Raw genomic sequence first — 23,940 nt, forward strand, 5'->3', positions numbered from 1 at the left:
GACCTTCTGAAGAAGAAGATCAGGGGATCAGGACCAGCTTGCCGCGGACGCCTCCTGCTCTCAGCAGGTCAAGGGCAGCGGCGGCTTCGGTGAGGGCGAGGGTCTTGGCGACGGTCGTGGTGATGCGGCCGGCGTCGGCGGCACGCGCGATCCCATCCAGGCGCCGGCCGTCGGGCTCGGCCCGGACGATTGTGGGCTCGATGCCACGCGCCGGGGTGAATTGACCGCCGGGGACCCAGAACTCCGGGACTGCCGTGACATACCTGCCACCGTCGCGGACAGCCCCGAACGCCGCACGGGCCCGCGGGCCGCCGACGACGTCCAGGGCGGCGTCGGCCGAGGCGGGCGCGGGCGTGGTCGTCGAGTCCGGCGTGTGGACGGTGATTCCCCGAGCGACAGCGAGTTCGGCCGCGAACCGTCCGACCGCACCACGCGCTCCGTTGACCAAGAGCGTCTGGCCGGCCCCGAGATCGAGGAGGTCCAGCGCCTGGTGTGCGGTGAGTGCGGCCAGCGGCAGCGTGGCGGCCTCGACCCAGTCCAGGTTCGCCGGCGCCGCGGCCACGTGTCCTGCCGGGAGCGTCACGTACTCTGCATAGCCGCCGACCTGCGTCCGGGAATGACCGGTGCTCGCGATCACCGCGGCCCCGGCCTCCCAGTCGCCCGCCTCGACCACACCGGCCACGTCGTAACCGGGGACGAGCGGCAGCCGGAGTTCGTCGTACCAGCGGTAGTTCCCGGCCACCATGCCGAGGTCGGCCTGGTTGACCGCCGCGGCCATGACCTTGATCAGGACCTCGCCGTCAGCCGGTCGCCTCACCGGAAGGGCGTGCGGCCGAAGGGCCGCTCCGGGGCCGACTCGATCGGTCGCCATCACGCGCATCGTCGTCATGTTCCCGACCGTAGGCACTGCCGGGCCGGTCGTCGTTGATCGAGATCAATCGCCGCCGGATCCGGCTCAGGGCCTCGGGTGTGACACCGACGTACGACGCGATCTGGCGCTGCGTCAGCCGGGTCGCGAGGGCGCCGTGGTCGGCCAGGAACTGCCGGTACCGTGCGGTCGCGTCGGTCAGCAGCAGCTCGCTCTGCCGCTGTTCGACGCGAAGGTAGAGCTCCTCGGTGAGCCGGGCGACGAGCCGCTGCCAGCCCGGGTTCGCCGCGACCATCGCGTCGTATCCGGACCGCGGGGCGACCATGAGCTCGGCCGGCTCGAGCGCCTCGATCGTGAGCTGCGAGGCCTCCTTGCGCAGCGCCGCGCTGTAGGCGCAGACAAGCTCGCCCTCCGCACGGAATCCCATCGTCCGCTCGGTCCCCGCCGGGTCGGAGGCATACAGCCGGAAGAGCCCTCGCTCGACGAATCCGACCCGGTCGGGCCGGTCGCCGGCCCGGACCATCAGCTCACCGCGTTCGACCCGCGCAGGCCGGAACACCTCGCGACCGCGCGCCGCCTCGGCCGCCGGGAGCTGAGCCAGGAAGCGCTCGAATTCACTCATGCGTTCACAACACCACCCACCCGCCGCACCCGACAAGCCAGGCGAGCACGAGCACCCTCAGGCTTGGCCGGCTTTTTCTTCCGGGGTGGACTTGCGGACGACGAGACGTGTCCAGGCGCCGACGTACACGCGGTCGTCCGGGTTCAGCTCACGTCGCTGCCCAGGGGAGATCGGGTCCTCGGGAAGCGGTCCGGACGCAGGCCCTACGTAGGTGCCGTTCGAGGACTGGAGGTCCTCGACCCACCAACGCTGACCGTCGGTCGTGAGTTGCGCTTGCCGGCGGCTGACGCCGGTGTCGTCTCCGCAGTCGACCTCGGGCGTGATGCCGCGGCTGCGGGATGGGCGGCCGACCAGCACGCTCTTGTCGTTCAGCGGGATCACGACCGGCAGGCCGGGCGACGGACACGGGTCGTCGCTCTGCTGTACGGCGTACCAGTCCGGATCGACCCACCGCTCAACGACCCATTCGGCGACCTCGGCAGGCGGCGCCGGGGGCATCGGCGGCACCGGCGCGCCAGGCGCGGACAGGTCGAGTGAGGAGGCAGCGCGCGGCATGGTGCCGGTGGTGAAGTCGTAGCCGCAGCTCTCGCAGAACAACGCGTCCGTGGCGGCCGGCTCCGAGCAGTTCGGGCAGGTCTGGGCGGCCGAAGCGGGCGCAGGCGCCGGCGCGGCGACGGCCGGAGCCGGCACCGAGGCCGCTGCCGGGGTTGCCGCGGTGCCGATCGGAAGACCGCAGACGTCGCAGTAGTCGGTCGAGGTGGACGGGTGTCCGCTCGGACAGTTGACCGTCGTCATTTCTTCACCCGGGTGGTCTTGGTGGAGGCCGTATCGAGTGCCATCTCGTCGGCCTTCTCGACGGTCCGCTTCAGCCGCACGGTCCCGGCCTCCTGGTCGTCGATGTCGACCACCTTGCGCAGCCGGGTCGTCGCTTCCTCGTTGCCGGTCTGCGCGGCCAACTGGACCGCGCGGCCGAGCTTGGTGGTCGCGGTCTCGGTGTCGCCGGCGGCCTTCGCGGCCAGGCCTTCCTGGATCGCGTCCGCCAGCTCGGTCTGCCCGGTGTAGTGCGCGACCTCGGGGCTGATCCGCGTGGTGAGCGCCTCGTCCGCGGACCACAGCGCCTTGACCAGGCCCTGTGCGACCACGTCGTCACCGATCACCAGCTGCACGCGGGCGGCCAGCTGCTCCTGCCCGATCCCCTTGGCGGCCAGCCGGATCGCCACGTGGTAGTCACGCGACTCGTCACCCCACGAGCCGGTCGGGTACGACCCGGTCAGCGGATTGATCACCGTACGGCGTGACGTCAGGTCCTCGACGGTCGGCGCGACCTGCCGGACGAACAGCACCTCGGCACCTTGCGGAGCCCAGACCCGTAGGTCGGCCTGTGCGACACCGCGGCTCATCGCATTCTGGATCAGCTTGGAGAACTCGGCCGCGAGTTGGTCCGGCGCCGGGATGATGTCGACCGTGCCGAGCAGCGCTTGAGCGATCCGCCGTACCTCGTCGACCTGCCAGGCCACGCCGACACCGCGGGTGTCGCACTGGAACTGGCCGGTGACCGCTTTGATCGTCTCGGTCAGTACCTCGGGCGTCTCGTGCTGGTTCTCGCCGTCGGTGAGCAGGATCGCGTGCTTCTGGGTCAGCGACGGTACGGTCGCGAACAACCGCGACGCGAGTCGCAGCCAGGTGCCCATCGCCGTCCCGCCATCGGCGTAGAACCGGGCCACCGCGTCCTTGGCCGCCTGCCGGGTGAACTGGTCCATCTTGACCATCACCGGCTCCGGCGACGGCGGGAACGCCAGCTGGGCCCGGTCGTTGCCGGAGATCACCGCGAACCAGACACCGTCGAGGATCTGGTCGAGCGCGGTCTGCGCGGCGAACCCGGCGGCCCGGACGCCGTCGGCGCCCATCGAGCCGGAGGTGTCGACGATGATGATCTCGCCGGCGTCACCGCTGCCGGACTGCCCGGCCGCACCGGCGCCGCTGCAGTTCACCGTGACGATCGCGTGTACGTCGGTTCCGCCGTCGGGCAGGAACTCGTTCTGGTAGACGGTGGCGGAGAACTCTGCCATCTCGGCGTCCTTTCCTTAGATCCGTGCGAGCGCGACGGTGATGTTGTCCTGACCGCCCTGGGCGTTGGCCCAGTCGACCAGGGCGGACGCGGTGGCCAGCGGCTCGCCACCGTGCGCCGCAGCGGTCTGACGTACGAGGTCGGCCAGCGGTGCCGCCTCGGAGCAGTAGTTCCACAACCCGTCCGAGCAGACCAGGATCCAGCCCGGTCCGGCCGGGCGGATTGTGGTGGTCCGGGGTGTGTGGTCTGGTGCGTCCTTGCCGAGCCAGCGGGTGATCGCGTGCGCGTGCGGACCGGATTCGGCCTCGGCACGGGGGATACCGGTCGCGATCAGCTCCGCGGCCCACGAGTCGTCCACGGTCAGTGGGACCGCTTCGTCCTCGTCCGGGAACCAGTACGCGCGGCTGTCCCCGACCGTGCCGGCCACCAGCAGACCGTCCTCCAGCGCGGCCGCCACGAACGTGCACGACGCAGGGTTCGGACTGTCCGGACTGGTGTTGTCCAGTACGGCGTCATTGGCGGCGTCGGCAGCCGCTTTGAGCCTGGCCACGATCGCATTGCTGTGCGACGACTCGGTGCCGATGCCCTGGGCGTGCCCGGCCACCAGCACCTCGCGTGCGGCGCGTGCCGCGGCCAGACTGGCGACGTCTGAGTCGAGTGACGAGCTCACACCGTCACAGACGACCAGTAGTGCCCGGCTGCCCGGCTCCGCGTCGGCCGCGATGGCCAGTGCGTCCTCGTTGCGGCTGTGCCGGATGCCGCGGTCGCACACTCCGGCCACCCACGGTGCGGGATGCTCGTCGAAGTGGTCGCGCGGCTTGCTCGCCTTCGTGCCGCAGGTCTCGCAGTACCCCTCGGCACCGATCGCACCACCACAGGACCGGCACGGCCCGACCGGCTCGGCCGCAGGGGCGGTGCTGATCTCGATCGTGGGCTCGGTGTCGGTGTCCAAGGCAGGACTGGCGGGGGCGGCCGTCGGGTTGAGCTCGGCGCCGCAGGCCTCGCAGAAGCGATCGGCCTCGGACACTTGCCCGCCACAGCTGGGGCAGACCGTCTGGGTCGTACTCGTCATCGCAACGTCCATCCTCGAACCTCGTTGGCCTGGTCGACCAGGGCGATTCGTTCCGGCCGGCTCTCGGCCTGGTCGGCCAACTGCCGGTAGGTGGTCTCGAGCCCGTCCCGCAGGGCCGGCTCGGTAGCCTCCCGTCCGTCGATCCGCAGTCCTTCCTGCGGACCGGACTGCTGGACCTCGGCCAGCGCGGTCCGGAACACGTCCGCGGCCAGGTTGGCCCGGTCGACCGGGTCGATGGTCAGCGCGTCGATGCTGTCCATCGCCTGAGCGAGCGCGGGCAGGCCACGCCCCGATCCTGCCAGCAGACCGGCCCGCTGGCGACGGGCGCGCACGTACGCGCCGCTGGTTCGCGGCACCAGGTCAAGTGCGGCCAGGGCTCCGTCGAGGTCGTTCCGCTGTGTGCGGATGGCGGCCAGACCGAACGCCGAGGGCGCGATGTAGTTGGCGTCCGTGCGGGCGCAGGTGAGGTAGAGGCCCTCGGCAACGTCGTACTCGCCGCTCTGCTGGCAGGCGATCGCCAGCGCCAGCTTCGGCCCGAGCTCACCCGGTACCTGGCCGTAAACGGCGTTGAAAGCCGACTGCGCACCGGGCGCGTCGCCGCGGGCCAGAGCGACCAGTCCGGCCATCCAGACCGCCCGCCACTCCCACGGGTCCTCGGCGAGCAGGTCGGACACCGCGGTGTCGACCATGTCGTAGCGCTCCTCGCCCACCTCGAGCGCCGCCTCCGCGATCTCCAGCAGGATCTGTGGCGACGACTCCGGCGCGTCCACCAGCACTTCGAGCCGCTTGGCGGCGTCCGGAACGCTCACAGTCTTCAGCCAGCCGGCCATCTTGTCGCTGTCGTCCGGCGCCAGCGACGGCAACTGCTGCCAGGGCTCAGCCTGGTCCACCAGCCCTGCCGACTTGTCACCAGGCGTGCCGAACAGCAGCGACGACGCCGAGTGCTGCGCCGCCTTGTCGCCCTGCTTGTCCGCGACGACCTCCCGCAGTACGCCGAGCAGCTGCACGCGGAACTCGTCGGCCGACTGGAACCGGTCCGCCGGGTCCTTCGCGCACGCCTTGGCCAGCAGCCGGTACACCGAGTCGTACTTCTGGAACAGCGGTACGTCGTTCACCGGCGGCAGCGAATCGACATACCGCGACTGGTAGCCGCGGAACTCCATCGCCAGCACGCACAACGTCCGGCCGAGCGTGAAGATGTCGGACGCGACCGACGGGCCGACCTCGGCCACCTCGGGGGCCTGGAAACCGACCGTGCCGTAGATCGCCGAGTCGAGGTCGTCGATCCGCCGGACACCGCCGAGGTCGATCAGCTTGACCGCGTCGCCGACCTGGATGATGTTGTCCGGCTTGAAGTCGCAGTACAGCAGTTCGAGGTCGTGCAGGTACGAGAACGCGGGCAGGATCTCCAGCAGGTACGCGATCGCCTGGTCGATCGGCAGCGCGTCGTACTGCCCGTGGTTCGCGGCCATCCGTTGCTTGAGCAACGTCTTCAGCGAGGTGCCGCCGACGTACTCCATCACGATGTAGCCGGCGCCGTCGTGGGTGACGAAGTTGTAGATCTCGACGATCAGCGGGTGCTCGACGCGGGCCAGGAACTGCTGCTCGGCGATCGCGGCGGCGACCGCGTCCGGGTCCTCGGAGTTGAGCAGGCCCTTCAGCACCACCCACCGGTCGGACACGTTCTTGTCCCGGGCCAGGTAGATCCAGCCGAAGCCGCCGTGCGCCAGGCAGCCGGCCACCTGGTACTGGCCGCCGACCAGGTCACCTGCGTGCAGCTTCGGCGAGAACGAGAACTTGCTCCGGCACTTCGGGCAGAAGCCCTCGGTCCGGCCGGGCTGGTCGCCGCGAGCGCGGCCGACCTCATGGCCGCAGCTCGGACAGTTCCGGCGGTCCTCGGGGACCATCGGGTTGACCAGGATCGCTTTGCTGGCGTCGATCGCGGGGATCGACGGCACCTGGGTCAGGCCGGCCCCGAGTCGCGCTCCGCGCAGCCGGGTGGACGACGTACCCAGTTTGCGGGTCAGCTTCGAACCGGCCGCGCCCGCGCGGGCCGAGCCGAGCGGGGTTGATGCGAGCCGGTTGGAGGCGCGCGAAACCGTTGAAGGGCTGCTGATCGGGTCCGGCATGTCCGGCGTGGTGACGCTAGCGGCTCCGGCAACAGCGGACGGGCTGACCGCACCAGAGGGTGCCGGTGTGCCACAGACGTCGCAGTAGCCGTCCACGAACGTGCCGGTGCAGCCGGGCTGTGTGCACGCGCCGGTCGACGGGGTCGGACTGGTCGCGGCTGCAGACGCGGGCGAGCCGCACACGTCGCAGTACCCGTCCTGGATGCTCCCGGTGCAGCCGGGCTGCGTACAGGCAATGGTCGTCGTCATTTCGTCCCTCCTGTGGCTTCCAGGTAGGCCTGATAAGCCGTCACCAGTGCACCCAGCCGGGCCAGCTCCACCGGTTCCGACTCGATTACCGCACGGCCGCGCCGGTACAGCTCGGCGAGATCTTCATTGCCTGGAGCAACACTCGCCGCCTTCACCTGGTACGCGTCCAGCCGGGCGGCCAGCTCGTCCCGACGCTCCAGTACGGCGCCGTACGCCGCCTGTGCCTGACCGAGCGCACGTCGTACGGCGTCCAGCCGGGCCAGGTACTTCTCCAGCTCGGACGGCGTGTTCGGCACCGGTCCGAGCGCAGTCACATCAGGTACGGCGAGACGCGGGGCCGGGGTGACCGTGGCGACCGCTTTGTCGGCGAGACCGCGCACCGCCTGGCCCTGTGCCTCCAGTTCGCTGCGCAGCGACCGTGCACGCGCGACATCGGCGGCGCGCTCCTTGCGGGTCGCCGCACCGACGATGAGGTCCCGCTCGCTCCGGGCCAGGTCGATCTCCAGCGGGCCGATCAGCCCGCCGATGTCCGCGCCGCGCTTGTTCCGATCGACCAGGTCGGTCACCCGGCGATCGAGGTCGTGGTGCTCCGCGATCGCGGCGTTGCGGGTGCCGGCCGGTTCGAGCTTGACGAGGTCGTTGATCCGCTCGACCTGGGCGCGCAACTGGCGCAGCCGGGCGGCCAGGTCGGCGTCACCCGGCTCCAGCGCCAGCTTGGCTCGCAGGCTGGACGCCAGTGCGTCGGACAACTTGCATGCCTCGGGCAACGAAACCGCGAGTGACCCGCCCGCGCCGCCGGTGTCCAGACCGCCCCAGATCAAGGTGCTGATCCGCTCGGTCTCCTTCGACCCGACCCGGCCGGAGTCCCAGGTGATCAGGATCAGCTCGTACCGATCCGACACCGCCTTCCAGACCGCCATCGCGAGTACGACGTCCGCACTCAGCGCGTCGGACTCGGGGGAGTGCAGCGCGGCCTGGTCGAGCTCATCCAGCTCGGCCTTCCGCCGGTCACGCCACGTCCCGAGCGCGTCGAGGAACGAGAGCAGCTCCGTCGCCGGAACGCTGCTCCCCATCTTCCCCGGCGGCGCCGGCGCCGAGGCAGTCGGCGTACGAACGGTCATGACAGGCCCTGGGTCCGGCCGTAGATCGGTGCCGGCGGATTCGTCTTGCCCAGCTTGCCGAGCCACTTGGTGTACGACTGCTGCCAGCGGCCGTCGGCCTTCATGTCCGCGAGCGCCTCGTTCACCAGCCTGACGAACTCGGGGTGCCCCTTCTGGAAGCCGAGACCGTACGGCTCGTCGCTGAACCGCTCCGGGAGAATCTTGGCGTACGGGTCCTGCGCCGCATCGCCGGCCAGCACCGTGTCGTCGCCGGAGATCCCGGCCGCCTTGCCCTGCTGGAACAGCACCAGGCAGCCGGTGTCGGAGTCGGCGGTGATCGGCTTGACCGCAGGGTTCTTGCGCTTCAGGTTGTCCAGACTGGTCGACCCTGCCGGCGCGCAGATCGTCTTACCGGACAGGTCGGCGACGCTCTTCGCCGTCGAGTCGGACTGCACCAGCGTCTTCTGGCCGGACCGGTAGTACTCGGCGGAGAAGGCGATCTGGTCCCAGCGGGCGCAGTTGATGGTCATGTTCCGGGCGACGATGTCGACCGCACCGTCCATCAGTAACGGGATCCGCTGCGGGCTGGAGATCACCCGCAGCTCGACCTTGTGCGGCTGGCCGGCTGCCGGCGGGCCGAAGATCGCGTCGGCGACCATGTTGATCATGTCGATGTCGAAGCCCTCGATCTGACCGGTGATCGGGTTCCGCGAGCCGAGGTTCAGGCTGTCCGCGGACACTCCGGCGATCAGGCGACCGCGCTTCTGGATCTTCTCCAGGATCGTCCCGGCCGGCATCGGGCTTCCGGGCGCGGGCACGTTGGCGTCCGGTGCGTACGACGCCAACGGGTCCTGGCCGTCTGCGCACGGCTTGGGCTCCGCGGGCGGTGCCGCGGTGGTGGCCTTCGGGGCGGGCTCGGCGGGGATCTGGGTGGCGTCGTAGTTGCCGGAGCTGCAGGCGGTCAGGAGGAGAGCGGCCACGACCACGACCGGGGTGAGTTTCTTCATCGGTACTCCTCCAGTCGCTGCGACATGCCCCACACGACCAGCAGTGCGGCCGCGATGCCGATCGGCAGGCCGAGCCAGCCGATCGGCGGCAGGCCGTTACGGGAGTCAGACAGGTTGGACGTGACCGCCGCACTGGTGTTCGTCAGTTCGTCGGCCGAGCCCTGGTCGAAGGCCTGGAAGGTCTTGACCGAGTTCGTCGGGTCCTTCGACGTACCGATGGCCAGGTCCACGGCGCTGTCCCACTGGCCGGCCGTGTCCCGCTTCCGGACCTCGGCGTGGACAGTCCGGTAGGCATCCCAGTCGGTGCGGATGCCGTCGGCGGCCGTACCCGAGAGCTTGCTCAGTTGCTCCTCGACCCGGCCGGCCGCGGCCTGGTACGCCTTGTCGAAGGCATCACCCGAGCCGCGGGCGATCAACGTGAGGCTCTCGTTCGATCGGGCGTCGTACGCCGCGATCCGGGCCCGGGACAGCGCCAGGGTGTCGGCGTAGGCATCGGCCTCGGTGTCGGAGGCGTCGCCGGCCGCGGAAGACAGGGCGACGCTGCCGACGATCACGGTCACCAGGACGAGGAGGGCGCCGGCCGCGATCGGCACGTTGATGTAGCGGTGCGTACGCCGGGCCAGCCAGCGGAGGGTGAGGCCGAACACGAGGAGCGTGAGGACGCCGCTCACGAGGACCCAGATGGTGCCGTCGCTGACGGCGCCGAACTCGTCGGCGGTCCGGTCCTCGTTGGCCTGGACCAGCGCCTGGACCAGCGGGAGCGAGTCGTTCTGCAGGACCGCGTTCGCGTCCCTCAGGTACTGCGATCCGATCGGGAGACCCTGGCGGTTGTTCGCCCGCGCCTGCTCGATCAGACCCTGGTACGTCAGCAGCGTCTTGTTGAGCGCGCCGAGCGCCTCCTGGTCCGCGGGTTGCGCGGTGGCAGCCTCGGCGATCAGGCCCGCGGCCGACGCCATCGAGTCGACGAAGTGCTGGCGCTGCGCCGGTGGCTCGAGGCCGCCGACCAGGAAGGCGTTCGTCGCGTCGGCGTTGGCGCTGACCAGGTTGGTGTGGATCTCCTGGATCCGGACGAGTTGGGCGGCGTTCTCCTCGGCGCGCTTCAGGGCACCGTCGGACTGACGGAACCCCTGCGCCGCGCACAGGCCGAAGACGACGCTGATGACCGCGGCCAGGATCAAGATGGCGCGCATCCGGCCGGGCGTGCCGTCGAACCACCGGGCGATCGCGTTCCGCCGGCTCGCCGTCTGAGAGGCCGGCGGCTGCACAGCCGGCGTACCGGACTGCTGGGCCGGCGGCGACCAGGTCGCGGGCTGCGGCGCACTCTGTGTCTGGGTCACGCCTCGTCTCCTTGCTCGTCCTGCTCGACCTGCTCAGGTACGTCGGTGTGGTCCTCGGCTTCGTCGCTGAGGTCCTCGGCGAGGATCTGACGCAGTTGGTCCTTGGTGGGTGCCGTCACGTCGCGCAGCCGCCAGGCATGCCGGCCGATCGCTGCCTCCAGCACGTTCCGGGCGAACCGCCCGTTGCCGAACGAGCGATCCCGCGGCGTGCCGGCCAGGATCTCCCGGAACCGTTCGAGTGCTTGCGGCACCAACTCGTAGTCGGCGCCCTCCGACAGCCCGGTCAGGATGTCGGTCAGCTCGTCGTCGCTGTAGTCGTCGAACGCGATCGTGGTCCGGAACCGGCTGGCCAGTCCGGGGTTCGCGGCGATGAAGGTCTCCATCGGCTCGGGGTAACCGGCAACGATCACGACCAGGTCGTCGCGCCGGTCCTCCATCTCCTTGACCAGTGTGTCGACCGCCTCACGCCCGTACTGATCGGCGCCGGTGTCTCCTGCGGTCAGGCTGTACGCCTCGTCGATGAAGAGCACCCCGCCCGCCGCGGACGCGACCACCTCGGCGGTCTTCGTCGCGGTCTGGCCCAGGTACCCGGCGACCAGCTCGGACCGGTCGACCTCGACCAGCTGCCCCTTCGACAGCAGGCCCAGCGCCTTGTAGATCCCGCTCACCAGCCGCGCCACTGTGGTCTTGCCCGTGCCAGGGTTGCCGACGAACACGAGATGCCGCGTGATGGTCGGACTCTTCAGCCCTGCCTCGGTCCGCAGCTTCTCCACCCGCAGTACGGCGACCTGCCGGTGCACCTCCCGCTTGACCCGCTCCAGACCGGTCAACTCGTCCAGCTCAGCCAGCAGCTCTTCCACTGTCTTCGGCGGCTCGGCCTCCTCCACAGCCGGCTGCGTCGCCGTCTGCGCAGCTGCCTGTGCTTGGCCCGCGGCGGGCGACGCCGGATTGCCGGTCGGGGGACTGGCCGGCGTCATGCCGACCTGCAGCGGGCGAGCACCTGCTGCCTGCAGCTGTGCCGCCGCCGCGACCGAGGCGTTGCCCACGACCCGCATCGTCGGCTCGCCCAGCGTGCACGCCGCCGATGCCACCCCCGCGAGTGCCTCCGCGTAGGCGACCTTCTCTGCCGAGCCGTCGGCGATCAGCTCGCTCAGCGCGCCGGTCGGCGCACCGCGCCAGCGACGGCCGCGGACTGCGGCGTCGAAGAAGTCCTGTGTCGTCGCGCCCTCGACCACCTTGCCCCAGTCAGCCGGTGCGCCCGGCGCCGACTCGGCCAGCGCGGCCGCGAGCGACAGCGCCTCGGAGCGGGCGCGGTCCTCGGCGACACCGGCCCGGCCGGCCACGGCCAGCAGCTCGGTCAGCGCCTCGCGGAGTCCCCCCTCGCCGCTCATGCCTCTCCTCGTCCGGATGGTGGTTGTAGTGGTCCGGTGATGTCAGGTGGCGGGGTCGAGGCCGTCGGACCGAGGGCCAGGCCGCCGCCGGTGGAGCCGGTGCCGAACTTCTCCTGCAGGAACCGGCCATGGGCGATCAGCGCCGCCGCGTCGGCCCGGTTCACTGCGTCGAACACCTTGTCCATCGTTGCGCCCAGGAGGTCCAACTGGTCGATCAGGATCATCAGCGACGTCTTGCCGCGGTCCACCGGCCGCGTATCCGCCCACTGCCGTGGCAGTCGTAGGTAGCCGCCGATCGCCTCCGGCAGGTAGTCCGTCGCGGTCGCCATCACGGAGTACGCCTGGGCGCTCCCACCGAGGTTCCCCAGCCGCGGGATCGTCTCCCGCACCACACGGACCACCCGTCCGACCCGCGACGCGACCACAGCTGGTACGGCGCCGTCCGCAACCAACTGCTCGACGCGGACCAGCGCCGCCAGCAGATCGTCGTTCGTCGGTGCGCGGGGGGTCGGGGCAGGCTCGGGCTCCTGCTTGCGGCCGGTCAGCCGCGCCAAGAAGTCACCGAGCGCCATGCAGTCCCCTCGCTAGCTGTCGTCCCCGGCGGCCGCGACTCAGCGGCCGAGGTCGAGATCGAGACTGCCGTGAACGACTCGCTGGTCCTGCTGGGCGACCCGCTCCAGGTAGCTCCGGGACTTGGTCACCTCGGTCTCCAGCGTGCCGATGGTGGCGGCCATGTTGTCCAGCGCCTCCACCTTGAACGTGTCGATCGCGTCCATGGTCGCGTAGATGTTCGCGAACGCGGCCTGCAGCTGCGGCAGCCCGATCGTCGCCGACGCGGCCTGCTGCTGGATCGCCACCGAGTTGTCCTTCATCATCTGCGAAGTGCGCTCGATCATGTTGCTGGTGGTCGTGTTCAGCGCACTGATCTGGTCCAGCACCAGCTTCTGGTTGCTCAGGGCCTGCGCCACGATGACCGCCGTACGTAGCGCCGAGACGGTGGTGGTCGACGCGCGGTCGACACCCTTGATCAGCTCGATGTTGTTCTTGATCACGATGTCGATGGCCAGGTAGTTCTGGATCGACACGGCCAGTTGGGTGAGCAGGTCCTGGTGCTTCTGCCGGACGTAGAACAACACGTCCTCGCGGAACGCCTTGGCCTTGTCGGGGTTGGTCGCATCCAGCTCGGCGATGGCCGCGGACAGCCTCGCGTCCAGCCGCTCGGCGACGTACACGTACTGGTTCAGCCGGGTCATCGCGTCCCAGAGTTGCTGCTTCTCCAGGTTCAGCGCGGCGTTGTCCTTGCCGAGCTCGTCCTGGCCGTTGCGCAGCGCGTGCAGGATGCCCTCGAGGTGGCTCTGCGCGCTCTGGTACTTGCGGAAGTAGTTCTCGAGCTTGTCCCCGAACGGAATCATCCCGAGCAGCTTCTTCGGCCCGGTCGCGTCCTTCGGGTCCAGGTCCTCGACCGTACGGCGCAGTTCGAGCAGCGTCTTGCCGACGGTCGAACCCTCGGACAGGCCGCCCTCCTGCAGCGCCCGCACCGGCGACTTGAGCAGCCGGTTCGAGCTGTCGGCGGCGGCGCGAATGTCGACGTCGCCCATGCTGCGGACGTCACTGGCCTTGGCCGCGAACTCGGGCGAGCGCGGCTCGGCCGACATCAGCGCGGTCAGGAAGGTGTCCACCTTCGCGTCGAGGCCGGGCAGGGCGGCAGCGTCAACGGCCGGCGCCAGGCTCGGTGCCGCGGTCGCGGCAACCGGCTGTGACGGCGGCGGCGCGGTCAGTATCAGCCCCGGCGCGGTCGCGGTCGGCGGCTGCAGCGGCGACATCGCCGGCTGCGCGGCGGCCGCGGCTGCCGGCGTACCTGGTGTGTTGTCGGCTTCGGTCATCGTCGTTCCCCTCCGGTGGCCTCCGCGCGGCGTCCCCGTCACCCGCGCGCACTGTCACCTCCGTGACGCGCACACAATCTACGCGGTTCCAGGCCCAAGTGACGGTCCCGTTGCGTAGTCGTTGTCGCTGACGGCTCAGCGACCTGGTCAGACGGCGATCGGGGCCTTGATGCCGGGGTGCGGGTCGTAGCCGGTCAGCTCGACATCGGCGATCTCGTAGGAGTCGATCGAGTCGCGCGGCGCCAGCTTCAAGGTCGGCAGCGCGCGGGGCTCCCGGGTCAGCTGCAGGCGGGCCTGATCCAGGTGGTTCAGGTACAGGTGTGCGTCACCGAGCGTGTGGACGAAGTCGCCGACCTCGAGCCCGGTCTGCTGGGCGACCATGTGGGTCAGCAGCGCGTACGACGCGATGTTGAACGGCACCCCGAGGAAGATGTCGGCGGAGCGCTGGTAGAGCTGGCAGGACAGCCGGCCGTCGGCGACGTAGAACTGGAACATGGTGTGACAGGGCGGCAACGCCATGCTGTCCACGTCCGCGACGTTCCACGCGTTCACGATGTGCCGGCGGGAGTCCGGGTTCGTCTTGATCGACTCGATCACGCCGGCGATCTGGTCGACGTGCCGGCCGTCCGGCGTCGGCCAGGACCGCCACTGGTAGCCGTACACCGGCCCTAGCTCGCCGTCGGCGTCGGCCCATTCGTCCCAGATCGAGATGTTGTTCTCGTGCAGCCACTTGACGTTGGTCGAGCCGCTGAGGAACCAGATCAGCTCGCCGATCACGGACCGCAGATGCAGCTTCTTCGTCGTCACCGCAGGGAATCCGGCGCGGAGGTCGTAGCGCGACTGGTGGCCGAACACGCTCAGCGTGCCGGTCCCGGTCCGGTCGCCCTTCTGCACCCCGTTGTCCAGCACGTGCCGTAGAAGATCCAGGTACTGCTGCATGCCGCCAACCTACCCTGATCGACCGACAAGAAGTTTGAAAGACTCACAGCGTGGAGCATGTGATGACGCTGGTGGTTCGAGTGGAGAAGAACGCTCGGCCGGCGCAGACCGACGCGCTGGAGACAGCGGCTCGCGCGGTCCTGGCGATCTTGGCTGACGACCGCTCGACCGGTGAGGGGGAGTGGGCCGAGGCGATGACCGCCTGGCAGGACGACCGGATCCGGAAGATCGTCAAACGCTGCCGTGGTGTCGAGTGGCGCCGGGCCGAATCCGTTCCTGGCATCACCATGACCGGTGTGACCGCGGAAGTCCGTGTCTTCCCGCCGACCCCGCTGGACGCCGTACCGTCGGAGCTTGCCAACCTGCAGGTGAGTGGCACCGACTTCGAGGACCCCGACGACCCAACGGCGCCTGAGCCCGGCGTGCCTGTCCTGTGGATCAATCCGGAATTGGAGATGTCCAGCGGCAAGGCGATGGCGCAGTGCGGTCATGGTGCGCAGCTCGCCTGGTGGGCGCTGTCGACAGTGGGGCGGAAGGCCTGGGCTGCTGCGGACTTCGCGCTGGCGGTGCGCACTGCGAGCGCTGCGCAATGGGAGAGCTTGCTGGCCAGTGGACTACCGGTGGTCCAGGACGCGGGCTTCACTGAAGTGGAGCCCGGGTCCCGGACCGTCATCGCGGATCATCCCTTGCTCACGCGGTAGTGCAGGTGGGTGACGCGGTCGCCCTGGACCACGCGCGGATCGTCGAGTATGACCTGCGGGCCGATGTAGTCGCCGAAGAACTTGCGGCCGGTGCCGAACAGCACCGGGACCAGGCTGTAGGCGATCTCGTCGACCAGTCCGGCCGTGATCGCCTGGCCGGTGAGGTTGCCACCGGTCACGCTGACGTCGCGGTCGACGGCGTGTTCCTTGGCCTGCGCGATCGCGTTCTCGATCCCGTTGACGAAGGTGAACGGCGCGTCCGGGAAGGGCCAGTCGGTCGGCGGCTCGTGGGTGACGACGAAGACGTGGTCGCCCACCGCCGGTACGCCGTTCCAGCCGTTCGTGATGTCGAACAGGCGTCGCCCGATCACGCACGACGCGATGTTCGGCCAGGTCGACTTCATGTAGTCCGCGCTGGCCTGGCTGACGTGGAACGGCCGCCCCTGGTCGGTGCCGTAGATCTCGACCGGACCGTTGTTGTACCAGTCGAACAACGGCCCGACGCCGTCCTCGGTGTCCGCGACGAACCCGTCCAGTGACACCACGGCGGAGGCTATGACGTTGCCCATGGCTACTTTCCCTTCAGGACCCGGTAGGTGAGGTGTTGTGCGGCCGGCGTGGACACCGCTTCGACCAGCTCGACCTCGACAGCCTGAGCCGGCTCGGCTGGGAACAACCTGGTCCCGCCGCCCAGCACGACAGATGCCACGTGCAACCGCAGTACGTCGGCCAGCCCGGCGGCGAGGACCTCGTAACAGACCTGCCCGCCGCCCATCACGAAGACATCCTTGTCCCCGGCAACTTCCTTGGCCTGTGCGACGGCTTCCTCCGGACTACCGACGAAGCGGAACCGGTCACCCAGCCGGGTCTTGGCCGGCGCGGAGTGGGTGACGACGAAGATCGGCGGATTGACCTCGCCCGTGGGCTTCGCGCCGTACCCCATCTCGTCGCTCCAGCCCTTCGGAGCGTCGATGACGTCGAACAGGTTCCGGCCCTGGATGACCGCGCCGGTGGCCGCGAACGCGGCGTCCAGTACGGCGTTGTCCTCGGCGTTGCCCTGGAAGACCCAGTGGTGCAGGGCCTCGCCGCCGTCGCCGAGCCCGTTGTCGATGCCGACATTGGGCCCGGTGACGTAGCCGTCCAGGGACACCGAGATGTCGATGACGACCTGGCTCATCGGTCAGGCCTCCTTCGCGAGCAGCTCGGCCAGCCGGTCCATCGAGTCGCGGATGCCGTGCTCCATGCCGTACTCGATCGTCTGGTCGCGGGCCTCGACCGACGGGAACACCGACTGCTGGTGCAGCCGCACGCCGGTCTCGGTCGGCTCCAAGGTCATCTTCTCGAGGCAGACCTCGCCGGGAGCGCCTTCCCACTCGAAGGTCTGGATGACCAGCTTGTCCTGCTCGACGGTGTGGAAGACGCCGCGGAAGGCGTACTCACCGGAGTCGTCGCGGTGGACGTAGCGGTAGCTGCCGCCGGGGCGTACGTCGTACTTCTCGACGGTCATCTCGAGGTTGCGTGGGCCCATCCACTGGGCGACCAGGTCCGGGTCGGTGCTGATCTTGAACAGCTGCGCCGGCGTGGCGTCGAACTCGCGGGTGACCTCGACGAACGGGGTACCTGCGGGGGTGTTGATCGTGGTGCTCATCTTTCCTGCTCCTTTGCGGTTCGCTCTCATCACTTCTCTTTGGTTTCCTTCACTGCTCCTGCTCGCGCACTGTCTGGAGCAAGGCGTCCATCCGGCGGAAGCGGCGTTCGGTCTCCAACCGGTACTCGTCGATCCAGCTCGTCAGTGCCTCGAGCGCGGCCGGCACCAGGTGGCAGGGACGGCGCTGGCCGTCCCGGGTCCGGGTGATCAGCCCGGCGGTCTCCAGCACCTGGATGTGGCGCGACACCGCCTGCTTGGTGATCGGGAACGGTTCGGCCAGTTCGTTCACGGTGGCCGGACCGCGGGACAGTCGCGCGATCATCGCTCGCCGGACCGGGTCACCCAGGGCGGTGAACGCCCGGTCGAGCTGCTCGTCGTCAACTGACATCTTTATCAACCGTCCCCTTGATCAACCGGTATGTTGAATATAGGGACAATCGGCGCCGGGCGTCAAGGGTCAGCGTTTAGCAACTTTGGTTGACAGGTCGAAGGTGTCAACCTAGGTTGCTTATATGACCGAGTTGGTGGATCCCGAGGACCCCGCGGCAGGTCTGGCCGCGGTGGTCGCGTTGCGCCGGCTGGCCGACCGGCTGGAGGACAGCCAGGTGGAGCAGGCGATGCGGGCCGGCTGGAGCTGGTCCGACGTGGCCGAGGTGCTGGGGGTCACCCGGCAGGCCGTGCACAAGAAACACGCCCGGCGGCTGGTCGCCGCGGGCGTCGCCCTGAGGAGGCGTTGATGGCGTCGGATGCGAAAGACGTGCGCGCGCTGCTGGTGCGCGAAGCCCGCACGGTGGCGCGGCGGGACGGTTCCCGGTCGATCGAGGCCGAGCATGTGCTGCTCGCGCTGGCCGCGACCCGGACCACGTCCGCGGCCCGGACCACGTCCGCGGCGCGGATGCTGGCCGAGGCCGGTCTGACCGAGGAGACGATCCGGACCGCCCTGGATCGCGAGTGGGAGCAGAGCCTGGCTGTCGCCGGGGTCGCGGTCCGGATCGGTTTGTTGCCCGAGGCAACGCCGGATGAGAGTCGCGACCCGCACATCGGCGACTCGACCAAGCTGTTGCTGAAGCGCGCGATGGACACAGGCACGGGTCGCCTCGGCCCGCTCCGGATCCTGGTCGGCATCCTCGACACCGAACGCGGCCGGGTCGCCCGTGCGCTCCAGGCCGCCGGCGTCGACCGCGCCGCCCTCCGCGCCCGCGCCGCCGAAGCCCTCGCCGCAGGCGACCACTAGGTGCCGCAGCTGACCAACGTCCCGGCCGAGACAGCTAGATCGTCTCGAAGGCGGCCATCATGGCCATGTCCTCGTGCTCGAGGTTGTGGCAGTGGATCAGGTACTTGCCCTTGTGGGCGGTGAACTTGACCAGTACGTCGACCACCTCGGCGGGCCGGATGTCGACGGTGTCCTTCCAGCCGCCGTCGTACTCGCCGGGGTCGCCGCCGCCACGCCGCAGCACCTGGAACGGCGCGAGGTGGACGTGTACCGGGTGGTGGACGTCGGTGACGAACGACCACACCTCGTACTGGTCGAGCTTTACCTGCGCCTGCATCACCTTCGGGTCGAACGCCTTGCCGTTGATCGTCCACCCCTTGTGCCCGCCCGCATCACCGCGCCGGAACCGCCACAGCCGCTTGATCAGGCCGGCCGGTTCGGGGACAGCGGCGTACGACGAGAGCTTGTCCGGGATGCGGCTCTCGTCGGCGGCCTTGCGGGTGACCTTGAACCGCATCACGTTCGCGCTGCCGTCGAGCTTGTTCACCAGCGTGACGTCGTCACCCGGCTGGTACTGCGAGAAGTCCACGATCACGTCGAAGCGTTCCGCGGGCGCGATCACCAGAGTCTTGTGTTCGACCGGCTTGTCCAGCAGTCCGCCGTCGCTGCCGATCTGGACGAACTTCGCCGGCCCCTGGTCGAAGGCGAGCTCGTAGCGACGGGCGTTGCTCGCGTTGAGGAAGCGCAGCCGGTAGCGGACCGCGTCCACCTCGTGCACCGGCCACGGCGCACCATTCACCAGCGTCACGTCGCCGATGACACCTTCCATGTACTGCGATTCGACGCCGACGCCGTCCTTGGCCACGGGGTAGAGGAACGCGCCGTTGTCGTCGAATGCGCGGTCCGCGATCACCAGCGGGATCTCGCGATCGCCTCTGGGTAAAGGCAAACGGTCCTCTTCGTCGTCGCGGACGATGTGCAGGCCGAACAGGCCGCGGTACACCTGTGGAGCGGTGTAGTCCATCGTGTGGTCGTGGTACCAGAGCATGGCGGCGCGTTGCGTGTTCGGATACGTGTACGTCCGGCTGCCCATCTTCATGTCACCACCGGTCATGGTGTGGTGCCCGGCGTGTTCTCCTTGGCCCCCGGCCGGCATCAGGAGATCGAGGGGCCAGCCGTCGCTCGCGGCCGGGGTGTGACCGCCATGCAGGTGGACGACGGTCGACACGTCGAGTTCGTTGACCTGCTCGATCACAGTGGTCCGGCCGCTCCGTACATCGAACGTCGGCCCGGGCAGGAGGCCGTCGTACCCCATCACCTCGGTCTTGAGACCGGGCAGGATCTCGATGCTCGCCTTCTTCTGAACGACGCGGTAGTAGTCGGCGCGGGCGTCGCTGCGGACCGGCTTCTTCACCGGTGGGATCGGGAGCGGGACCTGGAACGGCTCGGGGAGCGGTGCCTTGCTGCGGAGCAGTTCGCCCGCCTGCCCAGGGTTGGCCTCGAGGCCGCAGTTGGTCAGCGTCAGGGCGGCACCGGTGCCGCTGGCAACGGCCAGGAAACCACGGCGGGACAGCTTCACTTCTTGGCCTCCTGGCGACTCAGGCGTGCGGTGGGGCGGAACGACCAGACGGCCATCCAGACGATGCTGATGACGATGGCGGTGCCGAGGGGGACGTGGAGGGAGAAGTTCTGCTGGTAGCCGAAGATGGCCTGCGCGAACTCGGCGAAGAACAGCAGGACCGTGAACCAGGTCGGCCAGAACCGCCCGCCGCCGGGGCGCCAGTAGAGGACCGCGACGACGATCTGGATCATCGCCACCATCCAGATGGTCCCGCCGATCGCGGCGTGCGTGGTGATCGCATCGACGTCGCCGGACAGGAAATAGCCGGCGAAGATCGGCTGGGCGATCGCGAGTGCCGCGTGCAGGACGAGTGCGATCCGCAGGGTCCACAGAGTCGCGCCGGGACGCCGTACCGGCTTCTCGGTGGCGAGCGTGGTCACGCGTTGACCTCCGTCCGCTCGGTGCGGCGGCGGGCCGGGGTCCGCTGCCGGTTGATCCAGACGGCGAACGCGACCGTGCCGGCCACCAGGGCGACGCCGAGTGGGATGTGGACGGCCAGTTGGCGGCTGTAGCCCATCGCGATCTGGAGCACCTCGCCGGCCAGGATCAGCAGGGCCACCACCGGGGCGATCCCACGGCCGCCGGTGCGCCACCAGGCCGTTGCTATGAGCAACTGGAGGAGCCCGAGGCCGGCGAGGGAGAGACCGATCGGCTCGTGCATCCGCAACGCGGGGCCTTCGCCGTTGAGGTAGGCGCCCGCCAGGATGGGCTGCAGGCAGATCGCGACGGCCTGCAGGCCGGCGACCAGGCGGAGAGGGACAAGAGCCTTCATGTAGCCAGACAATAGTAGCCTGTCTACATGTAGTGCAATCAGGTATATCCCTGGGGTGCCACTCTGGGTGTGATCAGGTGAAGTCATGGACCTCACCGTCAAACCTCAAGGGTTCTTGAGGTCAAGCGGAATATGACCGGTCAGCGTGCCTTCGCTGGGCGGATCGCGTCAGGTGAGGTGGCCGAGGGGCGCGACCGAGATGCCGGCGCGCTCGCAGACCCAGTGCGGGTCGGGGCCGAGCTCGGGCTCGATCCGGAGCTCGTGATCGTGCAGGTCGTCGCACGCCGTACAACGCGGCCAGCGCACACCGGAGTCGACCAGGCGATCCTGCACGTCCTGCGCGACCAGGCCGGCGATGTGCTCGGCGCCGTCCGGCCACTGGTCCAGCCACCACTGGCGGCCGGCCACGGCGTCCTCGAGCACCGACACCATCACCGCGTCGTCGAACCCCCGCACGGCCAGGTCATGCAGGACCATGGCACGGGCGGTCAGCAACACCCCTGGCTCACTCATCGCCCTACAGAGTGCCAGACCACACCGACAAAACCCCACGCCCGGTGCCGGGCGTGGGGTTTCGTGGTGGCGGACCCGCAGCACTCACCAACCCGGCTGTCCGGGCTGTGCAAGCCCCGCGATGAGCGTGAACCGCCCGCGACGTGCCTGCTTGGTGAGTGCTGCAGGTCCGGGTCAGCCGGTGGTCGGGCAAGTCGGAGTCGGGTCGAGGCGCTCCGCGAGACCGAGCTGGCGCTGGGCGGCGGACCGAAGTACTGCGCTGAGCCGGACCGTGAGGCGGTGGCGTGCGACCGGCTCGTCGTACGGCTGCTGGGGAGCGTTCGGGAGTGCTGACTGCGCCAAGGCGCGGGCGTTCTCGACTGCGGTGTTGCCGGCGACGAAGTACGTCATGGTTCTGCTCCCTTCCTGAGAGCGTGTTGGGTCGGCCGGCGGCCGGGCGGCCGTCGGAAGTCGTGCGGTATCGGCCCGGGAACCCTCGTGGGTCCTGGGTGGTGATGTGTGGTTGTCAGGCCTTCGGGGCTGGTCCGCTGCTGGCGCGGACGATCAGCTCTGTCGGCATCAGGAGCTGTCGCTCGGTGACCGCCGGGTCCAGCAGGATCCTGCCGACCGCACGGCCTTTCTCCCTGATCGGTTGGTGGACCGTGGTCAGTCCAGCCGCTTCGGCCGCCGGGATGTCGTCGAATCCGGCCAGCGTCAGGTCCCGGCCCGGGACCAGTCCGCGTACCCTCATCGCCTCCAGTGCGCCGAGCGCCTGAACGTCACTCAGTCCGACGATCGCGGTCGGCCGGTCCTGTGAGTCGAGCACCCATTCGGCGCCCGTGCGGCCGGAACTGAACGCGTTGTGACCGCCGGAGACGATCCGCAGCCTGGCATCGGGCATCGCCTTCTGCAGGCCCTGGATCCGCAGCTCACAGTCGGTGTAGCCGACCTCGTCCACGCTGAGCTCGACCGGATTGCCGCCGGCCGCCTCGGCGTTGTCGACCAGCACGACCACGTCGCGGTGGCCGAGCCGGGCCAGGTGCTCGCCCAGCTGGGCGGCCGCTTCCACCTCGTCGATGGCGACCCAGGACAGATCCGGGTGGTCGCCTCGGTCGGTAGACACGGCTGGGATGCCGCGGTTCGCGAGGATGTCCAGCGCCGGGTGGGTGCCTGGCACGCAGAAGATCGCTGCCGCGTCGATGGCTGCCTGCTGTACTGCGTTGCTGCCGCCGGCGATGTCGGTCGAGCTGAGCGGCATGAGCAGCAGGCTGGTGCTGAACTCCTCGGCGACCTCGGCCAGACCGGCCAGGAAGCCGACCGCGTACGGGTCCGAGAACGCGTAGGCGAGCTTGTCGGTGAACAGCACTCCGACCGCCCCCGCCTTGCCGCTGCGCAGAGCCCGTGCAGACGCGTCGGGTCCGGAGTACCCCAGCTCCCGGGCGGTGTCCAGGATCCGCTCGCGCAGGGCGACGGACAGCTGATCCGGCTTGTTGTAAGCGTTGGACACAGTCGACGGTGATACGCCAACGGCCTTGGCCACCGTCTTCAGCGTGACTCCCGCCATCTCTCCGCCTCCTGGTCGTGGACTGTTTGGTGACAGTCTTCTGTATCGTTCTTCTAGATCGTTCTAGAAAAACGATACAGAAGGCCTTGCGAGAGTGCAACACCCTTTTCTCGACCTCCTGTCGTTGGCGCTCGTTGCCTGTGTCCATCCCGGCCCGTCGGCCCGGGTGCGGGATGATGGCGGGCATGGGTTCGTTGCTGGAGGTGATCGCGCTGCATCCGGCGGATGCGGAGGCGGCGCAGGAGGGTGGGGCGGACCGGCTGGAACTGTGCGCGTCGATGGAGGCCGACGGCTTGTCCCCGTCGGTGTCGACGGTCAGCGCGATCCGGCGGTCGACCGATCTCCCGCTGCGGGTGATGCTGCGACTGTCCGACTCCTTCGTCACCAACGGCGCCGAACTCAACCGCCTCACCGCGACAGCGCAGTCCTACCTCGCGGCCGGCGCGGACGGATTCGTGCTGGGCTTCCTGACCCCGGACAACCAAGTGGACGTCGAGTCTGTGGCGGCGTTGGCAAGCACTTTCGCCAGTACGCCGTGGACCTTCCATCGCGCGATTGACGCCGTACTGGAGCAGGCTCAGGCGTGGCGCGCGTTGCGATCGCTGCCCGGTCTCGACTGCGTACTCACGGCCGGATCAGCGCTCGGCGTCACGCACGGCCTCGACGACCTGTGCAAGCTCGCCAAGGAAGACCCCGCGATCGCCGGCGTGATGATGGCCGGCGGCTCGCTCCGTCCCGAGCACGTCCCGTGGCTCCACCAGTCCGGCGTACGGCGCTTCCACGTCGGCTCCTCCGTTCGCCAAGACGGCTCCTGGACCAAGGCCTACGTGAACTCCGGTTTCGTCCGATCTTGGCGCAACCTCTTGGACGCCCAAGACGCTCGCGGCCACCAGGACGATCGTGATCTTGACGCCGTGGATCCGCGCGAATGATCCTCATCGACCCACCGGCCTGGCCGGCCTGGAACCGCGTCTGGTCCCATCTCGTCAGCGACGAGTCCTACGAAGAACTCCACGCCTTCGCCAAAGCCGCCGGCATCCCCGCTCGAGGCTTCGACCGAGACCACTACGACGTCCCCAGCGACCAATACGAAGCCCTCATCGCCGCCGGCGCAGTACCAGTCTCCAGCCGAGAACTGGTCCGCCGCCTAACCACAGCAGGCCTCCGCCACCGCAAACGCCCCTGACCCCGATATGCATTGCAACTAGATGCAATGACAGGGAGTTCTCTTGACGTGACGCTGCGTGTGTCATCATTCTCGTAC

The 23,940-nt window shown here is 69.2% G+C and carries 28 protein-coding genes; 5 read left to right on the top strand and 23 right to left on the bottom strand.

The features are described from left to right. Positions 1-19: 19 nt before the first annotated feature. From AB0I34_RS14195 to AB0I34_RS14255, 13 genes are all read right to left on the bottom strand, one after another. The gene (locus AB0I34_RS14195) at positions 20-889 is read right to left on the bottom strand and encodes an NADP-dependent oxidoreductase (protein WP_360444846.1); all 870 of its coding nucleotides are present in this window, start codon (positions 887-889) and stop codon (positions 20-22) included. Then, a complete protein-coding gene (locus AB0I34_RS14200) occupies positions 801-1,490 on the bottom strand; it encodes a Crp/Fnr family transcriptional regulator (protein WP_360444849.1) in 690 nt (229 codons plus the stop codon). Before AB0I34_RS14200 ends, AB0I34_RS14195 begins: the two co-directional genes overlap by 89 nt. Positions 1,491-1,547: 57 nt before the next feature. Further along, positions 1,548-2,285, bottom strand: coding sequence for an FHA domain-containing protein (locus AB0I34_RS14205; RefSeq protein ID WP_360444852.1), 738 nt, complete (start codon positions 2,283-2,285; stop codon positions 1,548-1,550). Further along, a complete protein-coding gene (locus AB0I34_RS14210) occupies positions 2,282-3,559 on the bottom strand; it encodes a VWA domain-containing protein (RefSeq protein WP_360444855.1) in 1,278 nt (425 codons plus the stop codon). Before AB0I34_RS14210 ends, AB0I34_RS14205 begins: the two co-directional genes overlap by 4 nt. 15 nt (positions 3,560-3,574) lie before the next feature. Continuing rightward, positions 3,575-4,642, bottom strand: coding sequence for a PP2C family serine/threonine-protein phosphatase (locus AB0I34_RS14215; protein ID WP_360444858.1), 1,068 nt, complete (start codon positions 4,640-4,642; stop codon positions 3,575-3,577). Next, complete coding sequence (locus AB0I34_RS14220) at positions 4,627-7,008, bottom strand: tetratricopeptide repeat protein (RefSeq protein ID WP_360444861.1); 2,382 nt, start codon at positions 7,006-7,008, stop codon at positions 4,627-4,629. The genes AB0I34_RS14215 and AB0I34_RS14220 overlap by 16 nt, the downstream gene beginning before the upstream one ends. Continuing rightward, complete coding sequence (locus tag AB0I34_RS14225) at positions 7,005-8,129, bottom strand: hypothetical protein (protein WP_360444864.1); 1,125 nt, start codon at positions 8,127-8,129, stop codon at positions 7,005-7,007. The genes AB0I34_RS14220 and AB0I34_RS14225 overlap by 4 nt, the downstream gene beginning before the upstream one ends. After that, complete coding sequence (locus AB0I34_RS14230; protein ID WP_360444867.1) at positions 8,126-9,115, bottom strand: glutamate ABC transporter substrate-binding protein; 990 nt, start codon at positions 9,113-9,115, stop codon at positions 8,126-8,128. The genes AB0I34_RS14225 and AB0I34_RS14230 overlap by 4 nt, the downstream gene beginning before the upstream one ends. Next, positions 9,112-10,452 carry a hypothetical protein gene (locus AB0I34_RS14235; protein ID WP_360444870.1) on the bottom strand — a complete coding sequence of 447 codons (1,341 nt, stop codon included), beginning with the start codon at positions 10,450-10,452 and terminating at the stop codon, positions 9,112-9,114. The genes AB0I34_RS14230 and AB0I34_RS14235 overlap by 4 nt, the downstream gene beginning before the upstream one ends. Then, on the bottom strand, positions 10,449-11,843 hold the full coding sequence (locus AB0I34_RS14240) for an AAA family ATPase (protein WP_360444873.1): 1,395 nt from the start codon (positions 11,841-11,843) through the stop codon (positions 10,449-10,451). The genes AB0I34_RS14235 and AB0I34_RS14240 overlap by 4 nt, the downstream gene beginning before the upstream one ends. Beyond that, positions 11,840-12,415, bottom strand: coding sequence for a hypothetical protein (locus AB0I34_RS14245; RefSeq protein ID WP_360444876.1), 576 nt, complete (start codon positions 12,413-12,415; stop codon positions 11,840-11,842). Before AB0I34_RS14245 ends, AB0I34_RS14240 begins: the two co-directional genes overlap by 4 nt. Positions 12,416-12,454: 39 nt before the next feature. Then, positions 12,455-13,726, bottom strand: a complete 1,272-nt coding sequence (locus tag AB0I34_RS14250) for a toxic anion resistance protein (RefSeq protein ID WP_360444879.1) — start codon at positions 13,724-13,726, stop codon at positions 12,455-12,457. Positions 13,727-13,873: 147 nt separating this feature from the next. Further along, the gene (locus AB0I34_RS14255; RefSeq protein ID WP_360444882.1) at positions 13,874-14,665 is read right to left on the bottom strand and encodes a thymidylate synthase; all 792 of its coding nucleotides are present in this window, start codon (positions 14,663-14,665) and stop codon (positions 13,874-13,876) included. Between the two features lie 62 nt (positions 14,666-14,727). Between AB0I34_RS14255 and AB0I34_RS14260 the strand changes: the two genes are divergently transcribed. After that, complete coding sequence (locus tag AB0I34_RS14260; RefSeq protein ID WP_360444885.1) at positions 14,728-15,366, top strand: peptidyl-tRNA hydrolase; 639 nt, start codon at positions 14,728-14,730, stop codon at positions 15,364-15,366. Here AB0I34_RS14260 and AB0I34_RS14265 read toward each other — a convergent pair. The 4 genes from AB0I34_RS14265 to AB0I34_RS14280 are packed head-to-tail and all read right to left on the bottom strand — an operon-like array spanning position 15,345 to position 17,402. Beyond that, positions 15,345-15,935 (bottom strand): dihydrofolate reductase family protein, encoded by a 591-nt coding sequence (locus tag AB0I34_RS14265; protein ID WP_360444888.1) that lies wholly within the window; start codon positions 15,933-15,935, stop codon positions 15,345-15,347. The genes AB0I34_RS14260 and AB0I34_RS14265 overlap by 22 nt on opposite strands. A gap of 2 nt (positions 15,936-15,937) precedes the next feature. Continuing rightward, a complete protein-coding gene (locus AB0I34_RS14270; protein ID WP_360444891.1) occupies positions 15,938-16,543 on the bottom strand; it encodes a dihydrofolate reductase family protein in 606 nt (201 codons plus the stop codon). A 3-nt stretch (positions 16,544-16,546) separates the two neighbouring features. Next, entirely contained in the window at positions 16,547-17,014 is a 468-nt protein-coding gene (locus AB0I34_RS14275; protein WP_360444894.1) for an SRPBCC family protein, read from the bottom strand. Positions 17,015-17,063: 49 nt separating this feature from the next. Beyond that, the gene (locus tag AB0I34_RS14280) at positions 17,064-17,402 is read right to left on the bottom strand and encodes a metalloregulator ArsR/SmtB family transcription factor (RefSeq protein ID WP_360444897.1); all 339 of its coding nucleotides are present in this window, start codon (positions 17,400-17,402) and stop codon (positions 17,064-17,066) included. A gap of 124 nt (positions 17,403-17,526) precedes the next feature. Here AB0I34_RS14280 and AB0I34_RS14285 point away from each other — a divergent pair, with 124 nt between their 5' ends. Continuing rightward, positions 17,527-17,751, top strand: a complete 225-nt coding sequence (locus tag AB0I34_RS14285; protein ID WP_360444900.1) for a hypothetical protein — start codon at positions 17,527-17,529, stop codon at positions 17,749-17,751. Next, positions 17,751-18,248 (top strand): Clp protease N-terminal domain-containing protein, encoded by a 498-nt coding sequence (locus AB0I34_RS14290; protein WP_360444903.1) that lies wholly within the window; start codon positions 17,751-17,753, stop codon positions 18,246-18,248. The genes AB0I34_RS14285 and AB0I34_RS14290 overlap by 1 nt, the downstream gene beginning before the upstream one ends. Positions 18,249-18,282: 34 nt before the next feature. Here the strand turns inward: AB0I34_RS14290 and AB0I34_RS14295 are convergent, their stop codons facing one another. The 6 genes from AB0I34_RS14295 to AB0I34_RS14320 all read right to left on the bottom strand — a co-directional run bounded on the left by AB0I34_RS14295 (position 18,283) and on the right by AB0I34_RS14320 (position 22,676). Beyond that, on the bottom strand, positions 18,283-19,806 hold the full coding sequence (locus tag AB0I34_RS14295) for a multicopper oxidase domain-containing protein (protein ID WP_360444906.1): 1,524 nt from the start codon (positions 19,804-19,806) through the stop codon (positions 18,283-18,285). Then, positions 19,803-20,228, bottom strand: coding sequence for a hypothetical protein (locus tag AB0I34_RS14300; RefSeq protein WP_360444909.1), 426 nt, complete (start codon positions 20,226-20,228; stop codon positions 19,803-19,805). The genes AB0I34_RS14295 and AB0I34_RS14300 overlap by 4 nt, the downstream gene beginning before the upstream one ends. After that, positions 20,225-20,620 carry a hypothetical protein gene (locus AB0I34_RS14305; protein ID WP_360444912.1) on the bottom strand — a complete coding sequence of 132 codons (396 nt, stop codon included), beginning with the start codon at positions 20,618-20,620 and terminating at the stop codon, positions 20,225-20,227. Before AB0I34_RS14305 ends, AB0I34_RS14300 begins: the two co-directional genes overlap by 4 nt. A gap of 168 nt (positions 20,621-20,788) precedes the next feature. Next, complete coding sequence (locus tag AB0I34_RS14310) at positions 20,789-21,133, bottom strand: hypothetical protein (protein ID WP_360444915.1); 345 nt, start codon at positions 21,131-21,133, stop codon at positions 20,789-20,791. A 174-nt stretch (positions 21,134-21,307) separates the two neighbouring features. Further along, positions 21,308-21,523 carry a hypothetical protein gene (locus AB0I34_RS14315; RefSeq protein WP_360444918.1) on the bottom strand — a complete coding sequence of 72 codons (216 nt, stop codon included), beginning with the start codon at positions 21,521-21,523 and terminating at the stop codon, positions 21,308-21,310. Positions 21,524-21,638: 115 nt separating this feature from the next. Further along, a complete protein-coding gene (locus AB0I34_RS14320) occupies positions 21,639-22,676 on the bottom strand; it encodes a LacI family DNA-binding transcriptional regulator (RefSeq protein WP_360444921.1) in 1,038 nt (345 codons plus the stop codon). 185 nt (positions 22,677-22,861) lie between these two features. Between AB0I34_RS14320 and AB0I34_RS14325 the strand changes: the two genes are divergently transcribed. Together AB0I34_RS14325 and AB0I34_RS14330 are read left to right on the top strand one after the other, a co-directional pair. Beyond that, positions 22,862-23,608, top strand: a complete 747-nt coding sequence (locus AB0I34_RS14325; protein WP_360444924.1) for a copper homeostasis protein CutC — start codon at positions 22,862-22,864, stop codon at positions 23,606-23,608. Beyond that, the gene (locus AB0I34_RS14330; protein WP_360444927.1) at positions 23,605-23,862 is read left to right on the top strand and encodes a DUF4031 domain-containing protein; all 258 of its coding nucleotides are present in this window, start codon (positions 23,605-23,607) and stop codon (positions 23,860-23,862) included. Before AB0I34_RS14325 ends, AB0I34_RS14330 begins: the two co-directional genes overlap by 4 nt. The last annotated feature ends 78 nt before the right edge of the window (positions 23,863-23,940 follow it).

This window comes from Kribbella sp. NPDC050281 (assembly GCF_040655855.1).
GTDB lineage: Bacteria > Actinomycetota > Actinomycetes > Propionibacteriales > Kribbellaceae > Kribbella.

What these genes read in the sequence shown, in the direction of transcription:
- AB0I34_RS14195 (WP_360444846.1), bottom strand. Translation starts at nt 889, where the DNA reads ATGACGACGATGCGCGTGATGGCGACCGATCGAGTCGGCCCCGGAGCG.
- AB0I34_RS14200 (WP_360444849.1), bottom strand. Translation starts at nt 1,490, where the DNA reads ATGAGTGAATTCGAGCGCTTCCTGGCTCAGCTCCCGGCGGCCGAGGCG.
- AB0I34_RS14205 (WP_360444852.1), bottom strand. Translation starts at nt 2,285, where the DNA reads ATGACGACGGTCAACTGTCCGAGCGGACACCCGTCCACCTCGACCGAC.
- AB0I34_RS14210 (WP_360444855.1), bottom strand. Translation starts at nt 3,559, where the DNA reads ATGGCAGAGTTCTCCGCCACCGTCTACCAGAACGAGTTCCTGCCCGAC.
- AB0I34_RS14215 (WP_360444858.1), bottom strand. Translation starts at nt 4,642, where the DNA reads ATGGACGTTGCGATGACGAGTACGACCCAGACGGTCTGCCCCAGCTGT.
- AB0I34_RS14220 (WP_360444861.1), bottom strand. Translation starts at nt 7,008, where the DNA reads ATGACGACGACCATTGCCTGTACGCAGCCCGGCTGCACCGGGAGCATC.
- AB0I34_RS14225 (WP_360444864.1), bottom strand. Translation starts at nt 8,129, where the DNA reads ATGACCGTTCGTACGCCGACTGCCTCGGCGCCGGCGCCGCCGGGGAAG.
- AB0I34_RS14230 (WP_360444867.1), bottom strand. Translation starts at nt 9,115, where the DNA reads ATGAAGAAACTCACCCCGGTCGTGGTCGTGGCCGCTCTCCTCCTGACC.
- AB0I34_RS14240 (WP_360444873.1), bottom strand. Translation starts at nt 11,843, where the DNA reads ATGAGCGGCGAGGGGGGACTCCGCGAGGCGCTGACCGAGCTGCTGGCC.
- AB0I34_RS14245 (WP_360444876.1), bottom strand. Translation starts at nt 12,415, where the DNA reads ATGGCGCTCGGTGACTTCTTGGCGCGGCTGACCGGCCGCAAGCAGGAG.
- AB0I34_RS14250 (WP_360444879.1), bottom strand. Translation starts at nt 13,726, where the DNA reads ATGACCGAAGCCGACAACACACCAGGTACGCCGGCAGCCGCGGCCGCC.
- AB0I34_RS14255 (WP_360444882.1), bottom strand. Translation starts at nt 14,665, where the DNA reads ATGCAGCAGTACCTGGATCTTCTACGGCACGTGCTGGACAACGGGGTG.
- AB0I34_RS14260 (WP_360444885.1), top strand. Translation starts at nt 14,728, where the DNA reads ATGACGCTGGTGGTTCGAGTGGAGAAGAACGCTCGGCCGGCGCAGACC.
- AB0I34_RS14265 (WP_360444888.1), bottom strand. Translation starts at nt 15,935, where the DNA reads ATGGGCAACGTCATAGCCTCCGCCGTGGTGTCACTGGACGGGTTCGTC.
- AB0I34_RS14270 (WP_360444891.1), bottom strand. Translation starts at nt 16,543, where the DNA reads ATGAGCCAGGTCGTCATCGACATCTCGGTGTCCCTGGACGGCTACGTC.
- AB0I34_RS14275 (WP_360444894.1), bottom strand. Translation starts at nt 17,014, where the DNA reads ATGAGCACCACGATCAACACCCCCGCAGGTACCCCGTTCGTCGAGGTC.
- AB0I34_RS14280 (WP_360444897.1), bottom strand. Translation starts at nt 17,402, where the DNA reads ATGTCAGTTGACGACGAGCAGCTCGACCGGGCGTTCACCGCCCTGGGT.
- AB0I34_RS14285 (WP_360444900.1), top strand. Translation starts at nt 17,527, where the DNA reads ATGACCGAGTTGGTGGATCCCGAGGACCCCGCGGCAGGTCTGGCCGCG.
- AB0I34_RS14290 (WP_360444903.1), top strand. Translation starts at nt 17,751, where the DNA reads ATGGCGTCGGATGCGAAAGACGTGCGCGCGCTGCTGGTGCGCGAAGCC.
- AB0I34_RS14305 (WP_360444912.1), bottom strand. Translation starts at nt 20,620, where the DNA reads ATGAAGGCTCTTGTCCCTCTCCGCCTGGTCGCCGGCCTGCAGGCCGTC.
- AB0I34_RS14310 (WP_360444915.1), bottom strand. Translation starts at nt 21,133, where the DNA reads ATGAGTGAGCCAGGGGTGTTGCTGACCGCCCGTGCCATGGTCCTGCAT.
- AB0I34_RS14315 (WP_360444918.1), bottom strand. Translation starts at nt 21,523, where the DNA reads ATGACGTACTTCGTCGCCGGCAACACCGCAGTCGAGAACGCCCGCGCC.
- AB0I34_RS14320 (WP_360444921.1), bottom strand. Translation starts at nt 22,676, where the DNA reads ATGGCGGGAGTCACGCTGAAGACGGTGGCCAAGGCCGTTGGCGTATCA.
- AB0I34_RS14325 (WP_360444924.1), top strand. Translation starts at nt 22,862, where the DNA reads ATGGGTTCGTTGCTGGAGGTGATCGCGCTGCATCCGGCGGATGCGGAG.
- AB0I34_RS14330 (WP_360444927.1), top strand. Translation starts at nt 23,605, where the DNA reads ATGATCCTCATCGACCCACCGGCCTGGCCGGCCTGGAACCGCGTCTGG.